Annotated in this window: 20 protein-coding genes and 1 tRNA gene; 5 read left to right on the forward strand and 16 right to left on the reverse strand. The window is 61.3% G+C overall.

Annotated elements, in window-relative coordinates:
- Positions 1 to 2 precede the first annotated feature (2 nt).
- The 3 genes from puhC to PHAMO_RS00175 all read left to right on the forward strand — a co-directional run bounded on the left by puhC (position 3) and on the right by PHAMO_RS00175 (position 2860).
- Complete coding sequence (puhC, locus tag PHAMO_RS00165) at positions 3 to 464, forward strand: photosynthetic complex assembly protein PuhC (protein WP_002725191.1); 462 nt, start codon at positions 3 to 5, stop codon at positions 462 to 464.
- Positions 465 to 529: 65 nt separating this feature from the next.
- Positions 530 to 1393 carry a putative photosynthetic complex assembly protein PuhE gene (gene puhE, locus PHAMO_RS00170; RefSeq protein WP_002725193.1) on the forward strand — a complete coding sequence of 288 codons (864 nt, stop codon included), beginning with the start codon at positions 530 to 532 and terminating at the stop codon, positions 1391 to 1393.
- A gap of 474 nt (positions 1394 to 1867) precedes the next feature.
- Positions 1868 to 2860 carry a DUF2333 family protein gene (locus PHAMO_RS00175; RefSeq protein WP_002725197.1) on the forward strand — a complete coding sequence of 331 codons (993 nt, stop codon included), beginning with the start codon at positions 1868 to 1870 and terminating at the stop codon, positions 2858 to 2860.
- Positions 2861 to 3002: 142 nt separating this feature from the next.
- Here the strand turns inward: PHAMO_RS00175 and ppdK are convergent, their stop codons facing one another.
- The 13 genes from ppdK to nifA form a co-directional block, all read right to left on the reverse strand.
- Entirely contained in the window at positions 3003 to 5687 is a 2685-nt protein-coding gene (ppdK, locus tag PHAMO_RS00180) for a pyruvate, phosphate dikinase (RefSeq protein WP_040565985.1), read from the reverse strand.
- A 141-nt stretch (positions 5688 to 5828) separates the two neighbouring features.
- A complete protein-coding gene (gene glyS / locus PHAMO_RS00185) occupies positions 5829 to 8054 on the reverse strand; it encodes a glycine--tRNA ligase subunit beta (protein WP_040565986.1) in 2226 nt (741 codons plus the stop codon).
- A gap of 5 nt (positions 8055 to 8059) precedes the next feature.
- Entirely contained in the window at positions 8060 to 8935 is an 876-nt protein-coding gene (locus PHAMO_RS00190) for a glycine--tRNA ligase subunit alpha (RefSeq protein ID WP_002725202.1), read from the reverse strand.
- Between the two features lie 91 nt (positions 8936 to 9026).
- Positions 9027 to 9932: a phosphoribulokinase gene (locus PHAMO_RS00195; protein WP_002725204.1), complete on the reverse strand. Its 906-nt coding sequence runs from the start codon at positions 9930 to 9932 to the stop codon at positions 9027 to 9029.
- A gap of 27 nt (positions 9933 to 9959) precedes the next feature.
- Positions 9960 to 11336, reverse strand: a complete 1377-nt coding sequence (locus PHAMO_RS00200; RefSeq protein ID WP_002725205.1) for a ribulose-bisphosphate carboxylase — start codon at positions 11334 to 11336, stop codon at positions 9960 to 9962.
- Positions 11337 to 11606: 270 nt separating this feature from the next.
- Positions 11607 to 11990, reverse strand: coding sequence for a 2Fe-2S iron-sulfur cluster-binding protein (locus PHAMO_RS00205; RefSeq protein ID WP_002725207.1), 384 nt, complete (start codon positions 11988 to 11990; stop codon positions 11607 to 11609).
- A gap of 61 nt (positions 11991 to 12051) precedes the next feature.
- Positions 12052 to 12903, reverse strand: a complete 852-nt coding sequence (locus PHAMO_RS00210) for an SIR2 family NAD-dependent protein deacylase (RefSeq protein ID WP_002725209.1) — start codon at positions 12901 to 12903, stop codon at positions 12052 to 12054.
- Between the two features lie 25 nt (positions 12904 to 12928).
- Positions 12929 to 13141 carry a putative nitrogen fixation protein NifT gene (nifT, locus tag PHAMO_RS00215; protein ID WP_002725211.1) on the reverse strand — a complete coding sequence of 71 codons (213 nt, stop codon included), beginning with the start codon at positions 13139 to 13141 and terminating at the stop codon, positions 12929 to 12931.
- Between the two features lie 38 nt (positions 13142 to 13179).
- Complete coding sequence (locus PHAMO_RS00220) at positions 13180 to 13464, reverse strand: nitrogen fixation protein NifZ (protein ID WP_002725213.1); 285 nt, start codon at positions 13462 to 13464, stop codon at positions 13180 to 13182.
- Between the two features lie 42 nt (positions 13465 to 13506).
- Positions 13507 to 13773, reverse strand: coding sequence for a DUF362 domain-containing protein (locus PHAMO_RS00225; RefSeq protein WP_268869791.1), 267 nt, complete (start codon positions 13771 to 13773; stop codon positions 13507 to 13509).
- Complete coding sequence (gene nifB / locus PHAMO_RS00230) at positions 13722 to 15194, reverse strand: nitrogenase cofactor biosynthesis protein NifB (RefSeq protein ID WP_002725216.1); 1473 nt, start codon at positions 15192 to 15194, stop codon at positions 13722 to 13724. The genes PHAMO_RS00225 and nifB overlap by 52 nt, the downstream gene beginning before the upstream one ends.
- Positions 15195 to 15347: 153 nt before the next feature.
- Positions 15348 to 16214 (reverse strand): hypothetical protein, encoded by an 867-nt coding sequence (locus PHAMO_RS00235; RefSeq protein ID WP_235720757.1) that lies wholly within the window; start codon positions 16212 to 16214, stop codon positions 15348 to 15350.
- Between the two features lie 99 nt (positions 16215 to 16313).
- A complete protein-coding gene (gene nifA, locus PHAMO_RS00240) occupies positions 16314 to 18035 on the reverse strand; it encodes a nif-specific transcriptional activator NifA (protein ID WP_002725219.1) in 1722 nt (573 codons plus the stop codon).
- Between the two features lie 215 nt (positions 18036 to 18250).
- On the opposite strand from nifA, the gene PHAMO_RS00245 reads away from it, so the two are divergent.
- Positions 18251 to 19063, forward strand: a complete 813-nt coding sequence (locus PHAMO_RS00245; protein WP_002725221.1) for a transglycosylase SLT domain-containing protein — start codon at positions 18251 to 18253, stop codon at positions 19061 to 19063.
- A gap of 6 nt (positions 19064 to 19069) precedes the next feature.
- Here PHAMO_RS00245 and PHAMO_RS00250 read toward each other — a convergent pair whose 3' ends face one another.
- The 3 genes from PHAMO_RS00250 to purE all read right to left on the reverse strand — a co-directional run bounded on the left by PHAMO_RS00250 (position 19070) and on the right by purE (position 21420).
- Complete coding sequence (locus tag PHAMO_RS00250; RefSeq protein WP_051002342.1) at positions 19070 to 19681, reverse strand: DedA family protein; 612 nt, start codon at positions 19679 to 19681, stop codon at positions 19070 to 19072.
- Between the two features lie 87 nt (positions 19682 to 19768).
- Positions 19769 to 20902, reverse strand: a complete 1134-nt coding sequence (locus PHAMO_RS00255) for a 5-(carboxyamino)imidazole ribonucleotide synthase (protein ID WP_002725225.1) — start codon at positions 20900 to 20902, stop codon at positions 19769 to 19771.
- Positions 20899 to 21420 carry a 5-(carboxyamino)imidazole ribonucleotide mutase gene (gene purE / locus PHAMO_RS00260; RefSeq protein ID WP_002725226.1) on the reverse strand — a complete coding sequence of 174 codons (522 nt, stop codon included), beginning with the start codon at positions 21418 to 21420 and terminating at the stop codon, positions 20899 to 20901. The genes PHAMO_RS00255 and purE overlap by 4 nt, the downstream gene beginning before the upstream one ends.
- A gap of 156 nt (positions 21421 to 21576) precedes the next feature.
- On the opposite strand from purE, the gene PHAMO_RS00265 reads away from it, so the two are divergent.
- Positions 21577 to 21653 (forward strand) — tRNA-Met (locus tag PHAMO_RS00265).
- The last annotated feature ends 5 nt before the right edge of the window (positions 21654 to 21658 follow it).

The raw sequence follows: 21658 nt of genomic DNA on the forward strand, positions 1-21658 counted from the left end.
TCATGAGCGGTCCGTTCGGCGATAAGCCCATTCCTCGTCCTTTGTTGATCGGGGCTGGCGTGATGCTGGCTCTGGTCATTACCTTGGTTGGGGTGGCCAAGGTAAGCGGCTATAAGCTGGGCGTTGCCCCGGCCGATGCCGTTGCCATCGATAGCCGCGATGTGATCTTTGTCGATCAGGCCGATGGTGGTGTTCTTGTTCTTGAAGCTGGCAGCCGGGCGCCGATCGACGTCCTGTCCCCTGGCACCTATGGTTTCGTCCGTGGAGCAATGCGGGCCTTGGCACGCGAACATCGCGGGCTGGAGCGCGGTGCGGATGCGCCGTTCCGTCTGACCGCCTGGAATGACGGTCGTGTGACTTTGGACGATCTGACCACGAAGGCTCGGATCGAGCTTAAAGCCTATGGCCCGACAAACGCCGAAGCCTTTTCCCGGTTGCTGACCGTCGGAAAACCGGCGTCATGATGAGCCGGGTGGGCCCGGATTTGCCCCACTTCACCCGAGACTACCGGCCCCAGGAGTAGCGGGACGTGCTCGATTATGTCCTTCCCGCTGTTTATGCCTTGTTCCTGTGGTGGTTCGGAACCGGTGCCGTTCTGTTTCTTGACGGTCTGCCCTCAATCACCTTCCGCAAGACGATGGTGGTGGCAACGGCGGTTTTCGCGGCGTCGATGCTGGGATTGGCCTCGACGGCTGGCGATGCCAGCGTTTCCGGCGCCTATGCCGCTTTCACCTTCGCCTTTTTTGCCTGGGCATGGCAGGAAATCAGCTTTTATCTCGGCTATGTCACCGGGCCGCGTCGGCATGCCTGCCCCGAAGGGTGTCGGGGGTGGGCGCATCTGGGCCATGGGATCCAGGTTACGCTGTACCATGAGATTAAGATCCTCCTGACCGGGGCGGTGATGTGGTGGCTGACCTACGATTCCCCCAATCAACTCGCTTTCTGGTGCTTCGTGATCCTGTGGAGCATGCACCAGAGTGCGAAGCTTAACGTCTTTCTCGGTGTGCCGAATCTCAGTGAAGACTTTCTGCCCGACCATCTGAGCTTTCTACGCAGCTTCCTGACGCGCCGACCGATGAACCTGTTGTTTCCGTTGTCGGTCACCGTCACCACGGTTGCCGCCGCTTGGGTGATCGGTTTGGCGGCGGAGGCCGAAGCCGGCAGCTTCGATCTGGCCGCTTATACCTTCCTGTCTACGCTTTTGGTCGTCGGCGTATTGGAGCATTGGTTCCTGGTGTTGCCGTTGCCGACTTCGGCCTTGTGGGAATGGGGGCTGAAGACCCACGGATCTCACCATGACCAGGAGGGGCGGGGAGACGATTCCGCGCTTCAAGCAGTGGTCGCTCCAGTGACTCCGATTGCCCCGGCCAGCCCACCTGTGGTCAAATCCTGATATCTTACGATTTTTAGGCTTAATCCTCGCCTAGAGCCTTTTTCATTCAATATGGAATCGGCCCTAGGATTTTGCCCAAAGCCGCAGCCCTTCCGGGGCAGGTTTTACAATGAACCAACGTGCATTGGCATTCCGCTCGTGCTGTATGCACATAGCGTTTGTGGTTTGCGTTGCTGACCTTCAGCAATTTCATACCCAACAGCCCTCGACTCGGGGCAATATGCCATGTTGAGGTTAGCGCCAAATAGGGGATCTGTGCCGTGCCTTTGTGGCAGGCTTTTCCCCGAATATCAGTCTTATGGCCTACCGCCCTAGGCTTTTGCCTAGGTTATTCTGGAATGAATCTTAACTATCTACTGCGTATCGCCGTCTGGTTAACCCCAGCCTTGCGTTTCATCGATCCGACCCTGGCTTCCCCCCTGACGTCACGGATCAGACTGTTTGCCATGCGATCCGACCGCCACGGAGAGAAAAATGGATACCACCTTTAGTAACGGAAAAATGAGTTCGGTCTTTTGGTTTATAGTGGCAAGCGATAAAGCAAAGATCGCTCTTGCCGTTCTGGTGGCGTTCTTTTTTCTTATTTTCTTTAGTTATCGAATTGATGACGATCCCAATCTGAAGCCGAATCCGAAGTTCGTTGTTGAAGGTGGGAGTGCCGCCGTTACCATGGCTGCGACCCTTATGAATCTGGAGATCAATGAAACCGGGTGGGCTCCCAACAAGCCCTGGATTTATCCGATGGCCCATAGCAGCAATATGAAGGCCTATCAGACCGGGATTCAGTACGCCGTTGCCCGTTGGGCCAATGAAATGTCCGACTTCCTGGGGCGTGAGAGAGGGTCTGGTGAAGCGGATCGTGACTTGATCTCGGCCAAAGGTAAATTCAGCGAAGACCCAACCGAGTACATCCTGCCCAGTAGTGTGGCGATATACAACGAGGGGATCGAAAGCCTGGTCGAATACAATCACCGGCTGGCACATGGCGAAGCAAAGTACGATAAGATTCACAGCAGCCTTGCCGACTTCCTGGTAAAGATCAGCCGCGACCTGGGCAGCCAGTCGGCCGCTGTCGAGGCCTTGGTCGAACCTCCGGGCCGCGCCGCCTCGGAACATTCCGGCGGCGAAGTGAAGCGCCATATCACCGAGTACATCCCCGGTGGATCAATCTTTGACAGTCGGCCGTCGCGGACATTCTTCGCGACCAAAGGCCGGATGTACGCTTATTACACGATCCTGAAGGGGGTCGGTGAGGACTATAAGGACATTATCGCGTCAAAGGGCGCGCAGCGTCACTGGAACAATATGCTGTCATCGTTGCGAGATGGTGCGACGATGTACAAGACGTTCATCACGAACGGCACCCCTGGTTCTTATGTCGTGCCATCCGACATCGCCACGCAAGGTTTCTTCCTGATGCGTGCCGACAAACAGATTCTTGAAGTCGCCGATATCCTCAGCCGATAGGAGGATAGGTTTTTCGCGCGCACCCGCCAGGAGCCAGAGGCTCCTGGACGAGACTTTGATAGCGCGAGGTAAACGAGAACGGGGCAGGCCCCTGTACCGTGGTGTATCCCCCCTCTCCGCTGGGAAGAGGGGGNAATAACGACTATGCCGTGCCGGAAGACGTGCCTTCGCCCAGGGCGGCCTGAGCCGCTGCGAGGCGAGCAATCGGCACGCGATAGGGCGAGCACGACACGTAATCCAGTCCGGCGCTCTGGCAGAACGAGATCGAGGCGGGATCGCCGCCATGTTCGCCGCAAATACCAAGCTTGAGACCCGGCCGGGTGACGCGGCCACGTTCGGCGGCGATACGGATCAACTCGCCGACGCCGGCTTGATCCAGGCTGGCGAAGGGGTCGCGTTCATAAATGCCCCGCGCCCGATAGACTTCCAGGAACGGGCCGGAATCGTCGCGGCTCATCCCAAAGGTGGTCTGGGTCAAGTCGTTGGTGCCGAACGAGAAGAAAGCGGCGGTTTCCGCGATCTCGCCCGCCATCAATGCGGCGCGGGGCAGTTCGATCATGGTGCCGACCAGATATTTCACCGCGTAATTCTGCTCGGAGAACACCGCCTGGGCTTCCTTGTCGATGGCGGCCTTCAGTAGGTCGAGTTCCTTGCGGGCTCCGACCAGCGGGATCATCACCTCTGGCACGACGCTACGTCCGGTCTCACGCGAGACATGGACCGCGGCTTCGAAGATCGCACGGGCCTGCATCTCGTAGATTTCGGGATAGGTGATGCCGAGACGGCAGCCGCGATGGCCCAGCATCGGATTGGATTCGTGCAGGGCGATATTGCGGGCGCGGATCAAGGCGGGATCGACCCCGGCTTCCTTGGCGACTTCGGCGATTTCCGCTTCGGTATGAGGCAGGAACTCATGCAGCGGCGGATCGAGCAGGCGGATGGTCACCGGCAGCCCACGCATGATTTCGAACAGCTCAATGAAATCCTGGCGCTGATAGGGCAGCAGCTTGGAAAGAGCGGAGCGGCGGCCCTCTTCGGTTTCGGCCAGGATCATTTCGCGCATCGCGATGATGCGGCGCGGATCGAAGAACATGTGCTCGGTCCGGCACAGGCCGATACCCTCGGCCCCGAACTTGCGGGCGGTGGCGGCGTCCTGCGGCGTTTCCGCATTGGCACGGATCTTCAGCGTCCGAATGGTGTCAACCCATTCCATTAGGGTGGCGAAATCGCCGGTCATTTCGGGCTGGATCGTGGGCACCGCGCCCAGGAACACTTCGCCGGTTGAGCCGTCGAGGGTAATCACATCGCCCTCGGACAGGATCTGTCCGGCCACCTTCATCTGGCGGGCAGCGTGATCGACCCGGATCTCACCGGCACCGGCGACGCAGGGCGTTCCCATGCCGCGTGCGACAACGGCGGCGTGGCTGGTCATGCCGCCGCGAGTCGTCAGGATGCCTTCGGAGACGTGCATGCCGCCGATATCTTCGGGGCTGGTCTCGACCCGGACCAGAATGACCTTTTCCTTGCGGACATTGACCCAGTTTTCGGCATCCTCGGCCGAGAACACCACCCGGCCCGATGCTGCGCCGGGCGAGGCCGGAAGCCCGCGCGCCAACACAGTACGCGCCGCTTTGGGGTCGAGAGTCGGATGCAACAACTGATCGAGCGAAACGGGATCGATCCGACGGATTGCTTCCTTGCGGGTGATCAGTCCTTCACGCGCCATATCGACGGCGATTTTCAGCGCCGCCTTGGTGGTGCGTTTGCCGGTACGGGTCTGGAGCATCCACAGCCGCCCCTGCTGCACCGTGAATTCCATGTCCTGCATGTCACGGTAATGGGCTTCGAGCTTGTGGCGGATCGCGTTCAGCTCCTTGAACACTTCCGGCTGGCATTCTTCCATCGCCGGAAGGTTCGAGTTCTGCGCCTGCTTGCCTTCGATGGTGATCTGCTGCGGGGTGCGGATGCCGGCGACGACATCCTCGCCCTGGGCGTTGACGAGGAACTCGCCATAAAATTCGTGGTCGCCGGTCGAGGGATTACGGGTGAAGCAGACGCCGGTCGAGCAATCGTCGCCCATGTTGCCGAACACCATCGCCTGGACGTTGACGGCGGTTCCCCAGCTTCCGGGGATGTCGTGCAAGCGGCGATAGGTGATGGCGCGTTGATTCATCCACGACCCGAACACCGCGCCGATAGCGCCCCAAAGCTGTTCGTGAACGTCCTGGGGGAAAGGATGGCCCAGGACTTCCTTCACTTTGTCCTTATAGCGGGCGATGACCTTTTTCCAGTCATCGGCGGCGAGGTCGGTATCGAGATGAACGCCCTTGTCGTCCTTGGCCTCTTCCAGGATTTCCTCGAAATTATGGTGCTCGATGCCCAGCACCACGTTCGAGTACATCTGGATAAAGCGGCGATAGCTGTCATAAGCGAAGCGTGGGTCGTTTGAACGTTTGGCCAGACCTTCGACCGACAGGTCGTTGAGGCCAAGGTTCAGGATGGTATCCATCATGCCCGGCATCGAGGCGCGCGCGCCCGAGCGAACCGAGACCAACAGAGGATCATCGATTGAGCCGAAGGTCCGCCCCAGGGTCTCTTCGACCTTGGCGAGGGCGGCGATGACCTCGTCTTTCAGCGTGTCGGGGTAGATCTCGCCATTATCGTAATAATAGGTGCAGACCTCGGTGCTGATCGTGAATCCGGGCGGGACCGGGATACCGAGATTGCTCATCTCGGCGAGATTGGCTCCCTTACCACCGAGCAGATTCTTCATATCCGCTCGTCCCTCAGCCCTGCCACCGCCAAAGCTATAGACCCATTTCGTCATGGTCGATCTCGCGCCCTTCAGTTCTGAACGAAAATTACGTCCACGCCCGCTCCGGACGGAACTTTGCGTCCCGATCATGCTCTTTCGTCGAACGAATGACCAGTCAGGAGTGTTACGCAAAGATGGCGGACGGCTCCCTTCTTATCCCTCGATCCGGCTAAAGTCGGCGACGTGGCCCATCGCCGTCCCAATCGCCGCCAACAGGCCAAGCCGGGCGGCGCGCAGGTCGGGCTGGTCGGCATTGACCGTCACCTGTTCAAAAAAGGCGTCGAGCGGGCGACGCAAGGTGGCGAGCGCGGCCATTGCGGCGGCGAAATCCTCGGCCAGCAACGCCGCCTCGACCGTTGGCCCGACCTTGCTCAGCGCCGCCGCCAGAGCCTGTTCTTCGGCCTGGGACAGACACGCGGGATCGACCGGACCGGCGAAGCTGGTTCCGTCCTTCTTTTCTTCAATGCGGACGATGTTGGCGGCGCGGCGATAGGCCACCAGGAGGTTGGCTCCGTCATCGGAGGAGACGAAGGCCGTCAACGCCTCGACCCGTTTGCGCAGCAGAACCAGATCGTCCTGACCACCCAACGCGAACACCGCGTTGATCAGATCGTGGCGGATGCCTTGTTCCTTCCACGCTACCGCCAGACGGTCGGCAAAGAAGGAAAGGAGTTCATTCGCTGTTTTCTCTCCAGATGGAATATTTATGTATTGGGAGAGAATGACATGCTCGTGAACTTCTTCTTCAGAGCAAATTTCTCCGCCGCTTATTACAATGTAATCGGTGTCGTAATTCACGTCATCAATACCAACACGCAAGGCAGAAGACCCTTTTTTATTGAAAAGAACGCATTCTCCCGCAAAATGAGAAGTGTATGACTTCCATGATTCTTTGAGCAAATCGCCCAATTTTACCCGAAGTTCATTCTCGATAATCAGGCGGATCACGCCGAGCGCGGCGCGGCGGAGCGCGAACGGGTCTTTTGAACCGGTCGGCTTTTCATTGATGGCAAAGAAGCCGACCAGCGTGTCAATCTTGTCGGCCAGCGCTACCGCGATCGCGATCGGTGCGGTCGGGCAGGAATCCGACGGCCCCACCGGCGAATAATGGGCGGCGATCGACTCGGCGACCTCGGCCGCTTCGCCGTCATTGCGGGCGTAATAGCGCCCCATCACCCCCTGAAGTTCGGGGAATTCGCCGACCATTTCCGACGACAGATCGGCCTTGGCAAGCCGACCTGCGCGTTTAGCTTGGGTGACGTCGGCACCGATACGGGGGGCTATCTTGCCCGCCAGCAAGTCGATGCGATGAGCCTTGTCATACATCGAGCCGAGACCGGCATAGAAGGTCCGTTCCGCCAGCTTGGGCAGACGCGAATCGAGACGGTGACGACGGTCGGTATCCCAGAAGAACTTGGCGTCGGAAAGACGTGCCCGCAGAACCCTCTGATTGCCCGAGACGATTGCCGCGCCGCCATCGGTGGCCTGCATGTTCGACACCACGACGAAGCGGGGGGCAAGGCTTCCATCCGCCTTCAGCAGGCTGAAATATTTCTGGTGCGCCCGCATCGAGGTAATCAGCACCTCGGCGGGGACATCCATGAAGGCATCGTCAATACTGCCGATCAGCGGTACCGGCCATTCGACCAGCCCGGTGACCTCGGCCAGCAGACCGTCATCGGCCTTCAGCGTCAGTCCCTCGGCTTGGGCCAGTGCTAGTGCGCCAGACAAAATGGCCTCGCGCCGTTCGGCCGGGTCGAGGATCACCTTTGCCGCGCGCAGCCGCTCGGCATAATCGGCGAACGATTTGACCGCGAAGGTCTCGGGTGCAAGGAAGCGATGGCCGCGGCTGACGTTGCCAGCGTGGATCGGGCCGAACGCGACCGGCACGATCTCGCCGTCGAACAGGGCCAGAATCGACTGGACCGGGCGGACCCAGCGAACCGAATGAGTGCCCCAACGCTGCGATTTCGGCCAGGGGAAGGCGGCCATCGTCGCCTCGACCACCTCTTTCAACAGATCGGCGGTTTTGCGGCCCTTGCGTTCGATCACCGCGAACCAGAACACGCCCTTGCCGGTGTCGCGCTGTTCAAGCTGCTCGACGGTCAGGCCGGTCGATTTCAGGAAGCCGTCCATCGCCTGAGCCGGAGCGCCGACACGGGGGCCGCGCTTTTCCTCGGACAAATCGGGACCGGCCTGCGGCAGCCCGTCGATCGCCAGAACCAGACGGCGCGGCGAGACCAGGGCGCGGGCGGACTCGAACGTAATTCCTCCGGCCGACAGACCGTCGGCAACCAACCGCCGCAGATCGTCGGCGGCACGGGCCTGCATCCGGGCGGGGATCTCTTCGGACAGGATTTCCAGCAGAAATTCGGCCATGATCCTCACGCCTCCTTGCGGCTGGCGAGCCAGCCTTCGCAACATGCCTTGGCCAGGGCACGCACCCGGCCGATATACGCCTGACGTTCCGCCACCGAGATCACGCCCCGCGCGTCGAGCAGGTTGAAGCGGTGGCTGGCTTTGATGCACTGGTCATAGGCGGGCAGGGCAACACCCTTGGCGAGCAGGTTCCGGCATTCCGTTTCCGCGTCCTCGAAATGGCGTAACAGCATCTCGGTATCGGCGTGTTCGAAATTGTGAGCGGAATATTCCTGCTCCGCCTGGAGGAAGATTTCGCCGTATTTGACGCCATCGTCGTTGTAGCGAAGGTCGTAGACGTTCTCGACCCCCTGGATGTACATCGCCAGACGCTCCAGACCATAGGTCATCTCGACCGCGACCGGATCGCATTCGATGCCGCCGACCTGCTGGAAATAGGTGAACTGGGTCACCTCCATTCCATCGCACCAGACTTCCCAGCCCAGCCCCCAGGCTCCCAGGGTCGGGCTTTCCCAATCGTCTTCGACAAAGCGGATGTCGTGGGCCATCGGGTCGATCCCCAGCGCCCGCAGGCTGTCGAGATACAGCGCCTGCGGGTCTTCGGGACTGGGTTTCAGCAGAACCTGGAACTGGTAATAGTGCTGGAGGCGGTTGGGATTCTCGCCATAACGCCCGTCCTTGGGCCGACGTGACGGCTGGACATAGGCGCACTTCCACCGGTCCGGCCCCAACGCCCGCAGCGTGGTGGCGGGGTGGAAGGTTCCCGCCCCCACCTCCATGTCATAGGGCTGGAGGATCACGCAGCCCCGTTCGGCCCAAAAGGCTTGCAGGGTCAGGATCAGGCTTTGGAAACTGGGCGCTTGGGTGCCGGTGCTGGCCATGGGTAACCGCCGTGGCAAAGGGGGGGACGGATCAGACGGCCGCAACCCTAACCACGGGGCCTGGATGGGTCAAGCACGGGAGCCCATGAAATCAAGACGTTTGCGAGCGCCGTGCTTCTTGCCGCTCTTCATTGATCCGTCGCAGGATCGGAGTCAGCACCAGTTCCATCGCCAATCCCATCTTGCCGCCGGGGACGACGATGGTGTTGCGGCGGCTCATCCACGAATCCTTCAGCATTTGGAGGAGGTAGGGGAAGTCGATCTGGAAGCGATCCGGTTTGCGGAACCGGATCACCACCAGGCTTTCGTCGGCGGTCGGGATGTCGCGGGCGATGAACGGGTTCGAGGTATCGACCACCGGCACGCGCTGGAAGTTGATGTCGGTCAGCTTGAACTGCGGCAGGATATAATGGATGTAATCGTGCATCCGCCGCAGGATCGTTTCGGTGACCGCTTCCTCGGAATAGCCGCGATGGCGGGTGTCGCGGTGAATCTTCTGAATCCATTCCAGATTGATCACCGGCACCACTCCGATCTTCAGATCGACATGGCGGGCACAGTCGCTGTCCTGGGTGACGATGCAGCCGTGCAGTCCCTCGTAGAACAGACAGTCGGTTTCCGGGGGGATATCGTCCCACGAGGTGAACTGGCCGGGACCGATCCCCTGGTCGGCGAAGGGGATCGCTTCTTCCTCGTTATGGATATACAGCCGCCGCCGCCCGCCGCCAGTTTTGCCATAGGTGGCGAATAATTGTTCCATCTCGGCGAACAAATTTGCTTCCGGGCCGAAATGGCTGAAAGTGCGGTGGTTGCTTTTCTCTGCCTCGATCATCGCCCGCTTCATGTCGGCGCGGTTATAGCGATGAAAGCTGTCGCCCTCGACGATCGCGGGTCTGATTCCTTCGCGCCGGAACATGTGCTCGAAGGATTCCTTGACGGTGCTGGTGCCGGCACCGGAAGACCCGGTGACGGCAATGATCGGATGCTGTCTGGACATGCTCTACGTCTCTCGAAACGGAATGGGTCAGTCGATCCCCAGCCGGGTGCGCCAGCCGGGATATAGCCGGTCGGCATCGTCGGGGAAGGATTCGAATGCCCCTTTCAACTCGGGATGGGCCTTGGCGTATTCGACCAGATCGACCCCTTCGGACCACGCCTGATGCGCCTGACGAAGCGACAATGCGCCCGCGATTGCTCCGGCTTTGTGCCCGAACGCGCCGCCGCCCGAGGTCTGGATGACGTTCGAGTGGCCCAGATTGGAGAAGAACCCCGGCAGGCGAAGTGCGTTCATGCCCCCGGAAATGATCGGAGTGCAGGCCTTCATGCCGTACCAGAACTGACGGTAGAATGGACCGTCGGCCACCTCGCGCTCAAGCATGTAGGCGACTGACTTTTCTCCGGCTTCGCCTTCCATCTTGCCATAGCCCATCGTCCCTGTGTGAATGCCGCTGGCACCGATCAGGCGAGCCATCTTCATGTGGACCAGGACCGAATACCCGCGCTTCGACTGGGTGCTGGTGACTGCTCCGTGTCCGGCGCGGTGGTAATGCAGGAACTGGCTGGGGAAGTTGCGGCGGCAGGTCGTCACCGCCGTCGGCCCAGCGACATAGCCATCGACCAGGAAGGCGACGTGGTTGGCGTTCTCGGCGAAAGTTTCCAGGATGTAGTGGCCGCGCGCGATCATCTCGGCGGGATCGTCGGCGGTGATGTTGGCCGAAAACAGTTTGGCCTGCCCGGTAATGTCCTGAGCCCGCTTCATCGCGTCGGCGACCAGCCGGATCGTTTCTTTCAGCGGAGCGAAGACCTGATTGCCTTGCGGCTCGTCGTTCTTGATGAAGTCGCCGCCCAGCCAGAATTGATGACAGGCATCGGCGAAGGGTTGCGGACGCAGGCCCAGCTTTGGCTTGATGATGGTGCCGACAACCATGCCGCCATTGACCTGGGGCCGCCCCAACACCCGCCACATGTCGGCGATGTTGCAAGCCGGACCGTCGAACAATTGCAGGAAGCCGGGTGGGACGTAGAAATCGTGCATCTTGGCGTATTCGACGTCGGACATGCCCTGATTGTTGCCGATGGTCAGGGTCAGGAACGATGCGATCATCGCCCGTCCGTCGATGATGTTGCGATCGAACAATTCGACCGGATAGGCGATCTTCATCACCTCACGCGCTTCGTCGATCTCATAAACCAGGGCATCGACACCACGGGTGAAATCGTCGGTGGTACAGACTTCGACGTTGGTTCCGGTCGAGGATTCGGCGGCGAAATGGGCGGCGGTGGCAAGGTACCCATAGCCCGATTTCGGCTTCATCCGATAGGCGCACAAGACGTGCCGCCCTTCCGCGATCAGGTCTTCCTCGTTTAGGGAAAGATTGGCGTAGCGGCTGGACTGGTCCATCTGCATTGATCTCCAACAAGGCGTCTTGTCCATCCCCGGTAGACGCGGGGCGACTGGGATGGACGACACTGTGACGGCTTCCTGTTGAGGCGAGAACACCCGGAGGGGGAGTGGAGGCAATTACATGGGTAGGTTATTTACAGCCCGAAAGAATTGGGGATGGGCGGTTTTGGGTCGGTGTGGGCGTCTTCCGCCCCGGCCGTTATAGCCAAAATGAGAAGGGGCGCCCCGATTTGGAACGCCCCTTCGTCGATCTACGTGCTTCCGCGATTAACGCCGCAGATCGATCTCAACCCCAGCCTCTCCAGAGAACTCGACCAGGATATCTTCATCACGAACGATATACTGACAGGCAAGACGATAACTCGGAGGGGAGTCTTTCGTCTCTATCTTTTCAAGCAATGCCTTGCTCAACTTGCCATTGACAGACAAGGTGAGCTTTTCCTTGTCGGTCAGATGGCTGGCCAAGGGCGGATTGTCGCCCAGAACCGTTACTTTGATAAGGCAGGAACCGCATTCACCATCCTGGCACTGGCAGGGGATGGGAATGTCGTTCTTCTTGGCCAAGGCCAGAAGGGTCTTGGTGTCGCCCGCCACCGCGTAAACGGTGACGTCCTTTTCCAGGATGGGCGAGCTGAAAGTCACGTTCGCCATGCTTTTCCCTCTCTGCATGAATCGGGGAGATCGGGCCGCCGCTCCCTTCCGGCGGACGTCATCACGGTTCCGTCTTGGTGATGATCCCGACAGCCTCGGCCAGTGACAGAGTCAGCGGCGTGATGCCCTCGACGTCCAGGAACCGGATTTCGTTGCGGGTTAGATCGTCGGGCACGACGGCATAGCGTGGACCGCCGGAATGTTTGGCGATCTGACGGGCGAAGGTGCGCAAAATCTGGTCGTAGAAGCGACAGCCCAGAAAGACGAACCCCCGTCCAGTGCGCCGTTGCTTGACCGCGTCGGGAATGGGGGTCTGAATATCGATCTCGGTCAGCACCTCGACATAATCGGAATCCGAGACCAGGACGTCCCCGGCGGGTTGGGCGGCACCGTGCGGCTTGTACAGAAGAGTGGTCCAGGCGGCGGCCGCCTCGTCGGGAAGGATGGTGCCATCCCGATCGACGGTGCGCGACCACACCCCGCCGTCGAGTCGTCGTGCTTTCGACGCCCCCTGAACCTGCCCCCAATCCGAGCGTCCTTGAGCGGCAAAAGCGGCCCGCATCGCGCCGTCGTACCAGGTATCGACCACCATCGGCAGGGCTTGCAGCCCGGCCAGCCACAGATGCAGGGCGTTGGGAGCCGGGATTGGCTGGAAAATCTCTGCCATCAGCCGGTCAAGGGTGACGCGGTGGCGGCTGGTTTCAATATACTGGCTGGCGTGCCATAGATTGTTGCGGAACCGGCCGGGCACCGCAACGCGGGTGCCGAGCAGATGCGCCAGAGGTCGGGCACCGACAGGTACCGGCGGCTCGGCTTCCAGGGCAAGGACATCCGGCCCAAGAAAGGGGATCAGCCGTCCGGTGGCGATGCCGGTGCCGATCTCGGCGGCCAGCGCGGCGGGGGTTTGGGTCATGACGCGAGGCTCCGGGGCGGCCGCGTCAATCCTCGTCGCCGATCTTGCGGGCTTCGACCGTGATCGGCAGCTTGGTGTCGGCGGGCATGTCGGGCATGGCGAAGCTCCAGCCATTGGCCAGCTTGATCTTGCCGCCCCACGGGGTGCCGTTTTCCATCTCGACCACTTTCTCCTCCAGATCCTTCTTCGGAACGTAGATTTCGTACTTCTCGCCGATCTTGCGCAGCATGACCTTCATGACGGGTTCCTTGGCAGGGAAGAGGAGGAAAGGGGAGGTTAGGACGGCGGGGCGTCCGGGGCCTTTTCGAGCAGCTTCAATTCGGCGGCACGCATGCCCACCAGACGCGCGGTTTCGATGAAATCGATCGCGTAAATGTAATAGCGGTTGAGATAGGTTCCGACCGAATGGACGTAGCCGATCTCGTCCTTGCGGATCAGAACCTCGCCCATCTTGGCGCCGGGAAAGGTGCCGTCATTGCGGACGTCGCGAAGCGAAACCACCTTGTCGCCTTTTTCAAAGGCAGGCGGTCCCCAAAGTTCAACGGGGGCTTCCTCGACCATGACGGTTCTCCTTTTCCCGGCGCGCTTTTAGATGGACGGTCGTCAGGCCTTGACGATGGCGTCGGCCGGGCAAACCGCCTGGCACTTCGGCGCGTCGCCGTCACATTCGGAGCAAGCCGACGCCTTGATCACATAGACGTCGTTCTTCAGGCTGATGGCGCCGTTCGGGCACTCGAATTCGCAGGCGCCGCAGGACGTGCACTCATCAGCATTAATCGTAAGGGCCATGACACTCTCCTTTTTTGTCTGGCTATGGTTTAGGCGATACTGGCGGCCTCGATCTGGACGCCGAACCTTTCGGCGTACCAAGCCGCCACAGCGCTCTCTATATACTCAAACGGATGGGTGTCGACCGCTTCGATTCCAGCTTTGGCGAGATCGTTGCGCGGACAGCGCCCGATTTTGGACATGAAGACGGTCTCTATCCCCTCCAGGGCGGCCAGGATCGTCGGCATCCGCTCGTCGTCGCCCTCTCCGCCCAGGCAATAATTATCAGCCTTGCGCAGGCCGGAAAAGCGCACACCCAAGGCATCGACTTCAAAGACGTGAAATTCGCGGGCATGGCCGAAATGCTGGTTGATCCGTCCGCCGCCTTTGGTGCAGACCGCGACCAGCCGGGCCGGAGCCGCCGCCGGAGCCGTTTTGGCCAGACCGGCGACCGCCGAGGCGACGGCGCGGGCGCGGTCGGCGCGTTCGCGTGCCACCACCTCACGATAGACCCGCCGGGGTTCGGGATCGACCACCGGCGCTTCGGGAATTTTGTCCAGGGTGAAGTCGCGTGACAAATCCTCGCCCAACATCCCAACGGCATCGGCGCGGCACTGGCGGCAATGGCGCATCAAATGCGCGCCGCCGCCCAAACTGTCCTGAACCGCTTTGACCTCGGCAGGAGTCGGGCCGCGTCGTCCGTCCAGGCCGAATCGGGTGCCGTGCGACGGATCGGAAATCAGCGGCATCACATTATGCAGGAACGCGCCGCGCGCCTTGATCGCCGCATTAACCTCGACCAGATGGCGATCGTTGATGCCGGGGATCAAGACCGAATTGACTTTGACCAGAACGCCCTTGGCCGTCAGGCGTTCCAGCCCTTCCATCTGGCGGGCCAGCAGAATCCGCGCCGCCTCGATCCCGGTGTGGCGGCGGCCGTTGAAATAGATCCAGGGATAGATCTGGGTCGCGATCTCGGGATCGACCGCGTTGATGGTGATGGTAACGTGGTCGATATTGTGTTCGGCTAGTTCGTCAACGTGATCGGGCAAGGCCAGACCGTTGGTCGAGACGCAGAATTTCAGGTCGGGCAGCTGTGCACTGACCAGACGGAAGGTCTCGAAGGTCCGCCGCCAGTCAAACATCGAATCACCTGGTCCGGCGATGCCGAGCACGCTTAGTTGCGGCACTTTGGCTGCCACCGCCATCACTTTGCGCGCCGCTTGTTCGGGGGTTAGTCGTTCGCTGGTGACGCCGGGGCGGGATTCGTTGGCGCAATCGTACTTTCGATTGCAGTAGTTACACTGAATGTTGCAGGCGGGGGCGACTGCGACATGCATCCGGGCGAAATAATGGTGTGCCTCTTCGCTGAAACACGGATGGTCCTTGATCCGGTCCCAAACGTGTTCGGGGACATCGCCACGATCCGAGGGAGCGCCGCAGGACGACGAGGCACAGCCGCCGGTCGGGGGAACCGGCAGGGACCGGATGATGCTGCTTAGGGGAACGACATTGCCAGACACCGGCGGCCTCCTCGTCAGGGCTCGAATAGCCCTATCAAAGCAAAGAGGATGCCAGTTTTGAAAACGGCGGAAAGCCTGGGTTTATTGCCAATTTGTCGGCTGTCGTATCCGCGACATAGGATGACAAACCGTCGCGGATGCGACAACGCGATCCTAGGTCGCGATGGAATCCGACGTCGGGCGGCGGGCCTGCCAGCTCCGCTTCAGCAGGGTATAGAGCCGGATTTCGGTTTGCTGACGGGGGTCAAGCCGAGCGGTTAATTCGGTTCGGGCCAGTTGACGCAATTCCGGCACGGCTTGGGGCGAGGCGAGCAGGGTTGTGATCAATTCGCGGCGGATCAGTGGCGGATAGGTCAGCACCTCGCGCAGCATCGCCGCCTTAACCGACAGCGCTATCTGTTCGCTGACGAACAGGCGGTCGATGCACATCGCATAGATGCCGAAATCGAGTTTGCCCGCGACCTCACGGGTGAAGTCGAGGAATTCGTCGAGGAATGCTACCTCGGAAATCTGCCCCTCGGTCAGCTGACGGATCACATCGAGAAAGGCACGATACCGCGCGCGGGCTGGGCCGACCGAGCCACCCAGTTCCGCCGCCAGCTCGCGAATCCGCGCCTCGCGGAATCCGGCGCGCAGCAGAGCCTCGGCCGAGTCCCGCACCTGAGGTGCAAAAGCCGAGTCTTCGATCAGGGCGAACAGCCGCTCGTATTTGTTGCGCTCGCTTCCGGTCATCCGGCTGGCTGCGACTCCCAACGGGATCAGTGCGGCGCGGGCGACCTGCCCATCGCGAGCGACGATTGCCGCCATCGACAGGGCGGCGGCATCGACGACGGTTCCGTCGAGCAGGTCATCGGTAATCACCAGACGGCCGCCGGGGGAGAGGCTCAGATTAGTGTTGAGCGCACCGCACTCCATGAAGTGCGCCGCCATGTCGGAAGGCGCGCCGAGCGTGGCGCGGACAAAGGGGGGTAGTTTCTGTCCCATCGCGGCATTGAGCCACAGGACCTTAGTTCTCGGCAAGGACAATGCCCCTGTGCCACCTGACTCTAGATGGCATTTATCAATGTCCCTTGCCGGGCGTGGGCATCCGCCCGCTTGGCCGCCGCCTCAATGGCGGCTCTAAAGCTGGCGGACTTCGATGTTGTGCTTTTTCAGGGCATAGCCGATCTGACGGGGGGTTAGCCCCAGCATCCGCGCCGCCTTGGCCTGGACCCAGCCGCATTTTTCCATTGCCTGGACCAGTCGTTCGCGCTCGGACAGATCGGAATCCTCGCCCCCCATCGTATCGCCGTGAGGGGCGGCGGGACAGGGCGGGGCCGATAACGGCCCGGTCGGCACCGGAATCGGTGCCGAGACCCGGCCGGTACCCGGCGTCGGGGCCGGTGATGAAGGCGCTTGGGGAGGACGGGGCTGCGGGGTGCTGCCCTCGGCTCCCGGACGCTTGTGGTGCCACAGGGTCGAGGACAGACAGATATCGTGCTGACAGAGCAGGTTCAGCTCATCGATCTGGTCGCCCTTGGTCATCGTCGCGGTGCGATAGACGCAGTTTTCCAGCTCGCGGACATTGCCGGGGAAATAACAGCGCTTCAGAACATCAAGCGCCTCGCACGAGAAGGTGAGGCTGCGTCCGTTCTCGCGGTTGAACTGCTCCAGGAAAAACGAGGCGAGCAGGGGGATATCGCCGGTTCTCTCCCGCAGCGGCGGCAGGAAGATCGGCACGACGTTCAGACGGTAATACAGGTCGGCGCGGAAGCTGCCATCGGCAACGCCGGCTTCAAGGTCGCGGTTGGTCGCGGCGATCAGGCGGACATCGACCTTGATGGTACGAGTGCCGCCAACCCGTTCGAACTCGCCTTCCTGAAGAACGCGCAGCAGCTTGGCCTGGAACCCGGCTGAAATCTCGCCGATTTCGTCGAGGAACAGCGAGCCGCCATTGGCCAGCTCGAACCGGCCTTTCCGTTCCGCGACCGCGCCGGTGAACGCGCCTTTCTCGTGGCCGAACAATTCGGATTCCAGCACGGTTTCCGACAAGGCGGCGCAATTGACCTTGATGAAGGGCTTGCGTGCCCGCTGCGACAACCCGTGAACGGCGCGGGCGACCAATTCCTTGCCGGTGCCGGATTCGCCCCGCAGCAGGATCGTGGCCTTGGTCGGTGCGGCTTGCTGCACTTGGGCGAAGACGTTCGCCATCGCCTCTGAGGTGCCAACCACGTCGTCCAGTCCGCGCACCGGCTGGGCCTGGGCGACCTCGGCCATCTTCTTTTGCAGACGCTTGGCGTCGTCCATCAGCATTTCGCGGTCGGCCAAGACCTTGCGGTGGAGGCGGACGGTTTGGGCGATCAGGGTCGCGACCATGGTGAGGAAACGCAGATCGTGTTCGTAGACAACAAAGGACTGACCGTCCTGAGCGCGCTCGACCGATAGCGCTCCGATTGTCTTTTCCGTGGTCTTGATCGGTACGCAATAAAAGGCGATCTGCTCGTCTTCCAGCGCCTCGTTGTTTCCGGCGCAGGATTCCAGCAACGGCTCGTCGGCGATATCGGGCACCACCATCGGAATGCTGGTCGAAATCACCTGGGCGGCGGCGGCATAGGGGTATTTCAGGGCTCCCGCCCGCGCCGCCTGAAGCGACATGCCGGTAACGGCGGCCAGGACCGGCTTATTCTGTTCGTCGCTCAGAACAACCGCGCCGTGCCTCATGTTGAGATACGACGACAACACGTTAAGCACATCGCGCAGAGCCTGGTCGAGATCAAGCGTCGCGCCCAGAATCTTGCTGATCTCGTAGATACCGATCAGCGGCAGGGCGCTGTCATCAATCCGTTCCCGCGTCGAGCGCATATCCGAAGTCCTGTCTTCCATGACCACAAACCAGTCTCTCCGGACAAGGGGTCATCCGGAACAATCGCGTTTCTCTCTCCCTCTTATGATGTGGGAGCCATTGTTAAGCAAATCCAGCGGGTGCGTCCACACTCAACTACCTGGAATAATCGAGTGGAACTATGGCACAACTCATGCATAAGGATTCGGCGTCATCATATGGGCGGAGCAAAGCGATGGGCTTGGGCTTGTCGAAATGGGGACGGGGAGGGCTGGCCCTTCTGGGGGCTCTGATCGCCGCATCACCGGCCCGCGCCGTGCCGCCGCTGCCGCTGGACGCCCTTTGCTCCGCCGAAGTGACCACGGCGGAGCAGAATTACGGCATTCCCTCGGGCCTTCTGCAATCGATCTCGATTCTTGAATCCGGTCGTTACGATTCCAGTCGCCGGGCAACAATTGCCTGGCCGTGGACGGTGATGGCCGAGGGAGAGGGGCGATATCTTCCCACCAAGGCCGCCGCAATCGCCGAAGTCCGACGGCTGAAAGCTCGTGGTGTCCAGAATATCGACGTTGGTTGCATGCAGGTTAACCTGCGTTATCACCCCACCGCCTTCGCCGACCTTGACGATGCGTTCGACCCCGCCGCCAACGTCGCGTATGCCGCTCGTTTCCTGAGTGGTCTGCATGAGGCGACCGGCCATTGGCCGACGGCGGCGTCCTATTATCATTCCCAGACCCCCAGCTTGGCGGCCGCCTATCGCGAGAAGCTGATGCGGATTTGGGACAAGATTGGCGGCGAGGACGAGACTCCGCGTCTGGCGTCGGCTCAACGGATTAAGCCCCCTCCTCCGGTACAGCATTCTCCGGCAACGACCGCAGTGGCTCGGGCCGAGCAGGCTCGACGCGATGCCCGCCAGAAGGTCGAGGCCGGTCGGGCCGAGGAAAGCCGCATCGCCGAAGCGTATCGTGTCGCTCGCGTTGCGGAATACCAGTTGCGCCGGGCGCGCTATCAGGAAGCCCGCGCCGGAACATTGCTGGTCCGGCGCTGACCGGTATTATTCCTTCGGCGGAAGCTCGTTCTCGCTGCCGAGGGTTGCCGATTTACGGTGGCTTTTGTAGGCGCTGAAGATCGCGAAGCCGAACAGGCACAGGATAAAGCCGAACAGCACATACCATTTGCTGTCGCCCAGCCATTCCTCAAGCTTGCGCCCCATGAAATAGCCGCCCCAGGCGAAACAGTGCGCCCACAGGCCCGCCGCGATCAGGTTCAGAACCAGATACTTAAGCCGGGCGACCCCGGCGATGCCGACAATGAAGGGCGCGATGTTGCGAACGCCATAGATCCAGCGAAACGTCAGGATGAACAAGGCCGGCGAACGTTTCAGCGCCTGGAACGCCCAATCGATCCGTCCGGTCAGACGGGGCCACCGGCTCAGTAACGGTGCGCCGTAACGCCGGCCAATATAGAAGTAAAGCTGATCGCCAAGAAAGCTCCCGCCCCATGCCGCAGCAGCAAGTACTTCGACATTGATGGGGAAACGGCCTTCGGAAGCAAGAATCCCGGTCACGAGAACGACTGTTTCGCCTTCTACAAAAGTCCACGCAGCGATGAACAGGTAAAGAAGGTAGCCGTACTCATTGAGGATATGGATGATAAGATCTTCCAAAGCGGCTCCCGGGTGAAGGGCCAGACCGAATACGCGTCTGCAAAAATCCGGCAACGAAGCCGGGTCGTCAACGCCCAATTTCGGACGTTACGAAATCGTCACTGCATCGGAGCCATCTGAACCGAGCGGGTGCAAACGGTTGACATGGCCCATCTTCCGGCCGGGACGGGCCTCGGCCTTTCCATAGAGATGGAGGCGAGCATCGGGGTCTGCCAGTATTTCCAGCCAGCGATCGGCATCGGCACCGATCAGGTTGGTCATCTGGGCGTTGGAATGACGCGCTGACGATCCCAGCGGCAAACCGCAAACGGCGCGGATGAACTGCTCGAACTGGTCGGTGATGCATGCATCCATGGTCCAATGCCCGGAATTGTGCGGGCGCGGTGCCATCTCGTTGACCAGCAGGCCGGTGGGGGTGACGAACATCTCGACAGCCAGCAATCCAACCACATCCAGCGCCTCGGCGGCGCAGCGGGCGATGTCGATCGCCTGAGCGGCGGTGGCGGCAGAGATTGGGGCGGGAACGGTCGATGTGTCGAGAATGTGGTGGCGGTGGACGTTCCAGGCCGGGTCGAACGCGGCCCAGCCACCATCGGCACCTCGGGCGACGATGACCGAAATCTCACCCAGGAAGTCGATGAAGCCTTCCAGGATGCCGCATCCGCTTCCGTCCAATCCGGTGCCCAGCGCGGCCCAGGCTTCGGCCGGGTCGGTGTCGGCGGTGATCCGCACCTGCCCCTTGCCGTCATAGCCCATCCGGGCGGTCTTCAGAACGGCGGGACGGCCGATTTCATCCAGCGCGGCGACAAGATCCGCGTGCGAGGTGATGGCCCGCCACGGCGCGGTCGCGATGCCGAGGTCGTTAAAGAACTGCTTCTCGTCAATGCGGTCCTGGGCGGTTTCCAGCACGTTCCAGCCCGGCCGTACCGGCACCAGAGAAGCCATCAGCCGCACGCTGTCGGCGGGGATATTCTCGAATTCAAAGGTCACGACATCGACCGCTCGGGCAAAGGCGGCGATTGCGGTTTCATCGCCATAGGCGGCCACGGTGGCGGCAGCGGAAACCTGCGCGGCCGGGCTGTCTTGCTCGGGGGTGAAGACGTGGACGCGATAGCCCAGTCGGGCGGCTGCCAGCGCGGCCATCCGACCCAATTGACCGCCGCCAATGATGCCGACGGTGCTGCCCGGCGGCAGCGGAAAGCGAGACGTGACGGTGCTCACGGGCGGATCAGGTGCGGCGAGTCTGGATCGACTGGGGCGACGGCGACCCCTTCGGTCTGGCGGGCGCGCCATGCATCCAGCGCCGTCGCGACGGTGGGATCGATCAAAGCCAGGACCGAGGCGGACAACAGCGCGGCATTGATCGCCCCAGCCTTGCCGATTGCCACGGTGCCGACCGGGATGCCGCCCGGCATCTGAACGATCGAGAGCAGAGAATCGAGCCCTTTCAGGGCGCGGCTTTCGACTGGAACGCCAAAGACCGGCAGCGGAGTCATTGAAGCGGTCATGCCGGGCAGATGGGCGGCACCGCCCGCTCCGGCGATGACAACCTTCAACCCGCGATCCCGCGCGGTAGTGGCGTATTCAACCAGTCGGGCCGGAGTCCGATGTGCGGAAACCACCCGAGTCTCGAAGGAGATGCCCAGTTCGGCCAAAACCGCGGCGGCGTGGCGCATGGTCTCCCAGTCGGACTGGCTACCCATGATAATGCCGACCACGGGCCTCGAAGCGTCGTCCATTGCGGCTGCCTCGCCGAAAGGGGAAGGAAAGGCCGGGATTATAGGGATCGGGGGGCGCGGCGCAAGCCCGTATTGCCAGGGCGGTGATCCGGGGGTGACGAACCAACGCTTGACAGGGTACCCCGGTCAAAGTTATATCGTCCGCCTTCCCGTTGGGGCGGAGTAGCTCAGCTGGTTAGAGCAGCGGAATCATAATCCGCGTGTCGGGGGTTCAAGTCCCTCCTCCGCTACCATTAAA

Origin of the sequence: Magnetospirillum molischianum DSM 120, from assembly GCF_000294655.1 — a bacterium.
GTDB classification, from domain to species: Bacteria; Pseudomonadota; Alphaproteobacteria; order Rhodospirillales; family Magnetospirillaceae; genus Phaeospirillum; species Phaeospirillum molischianum.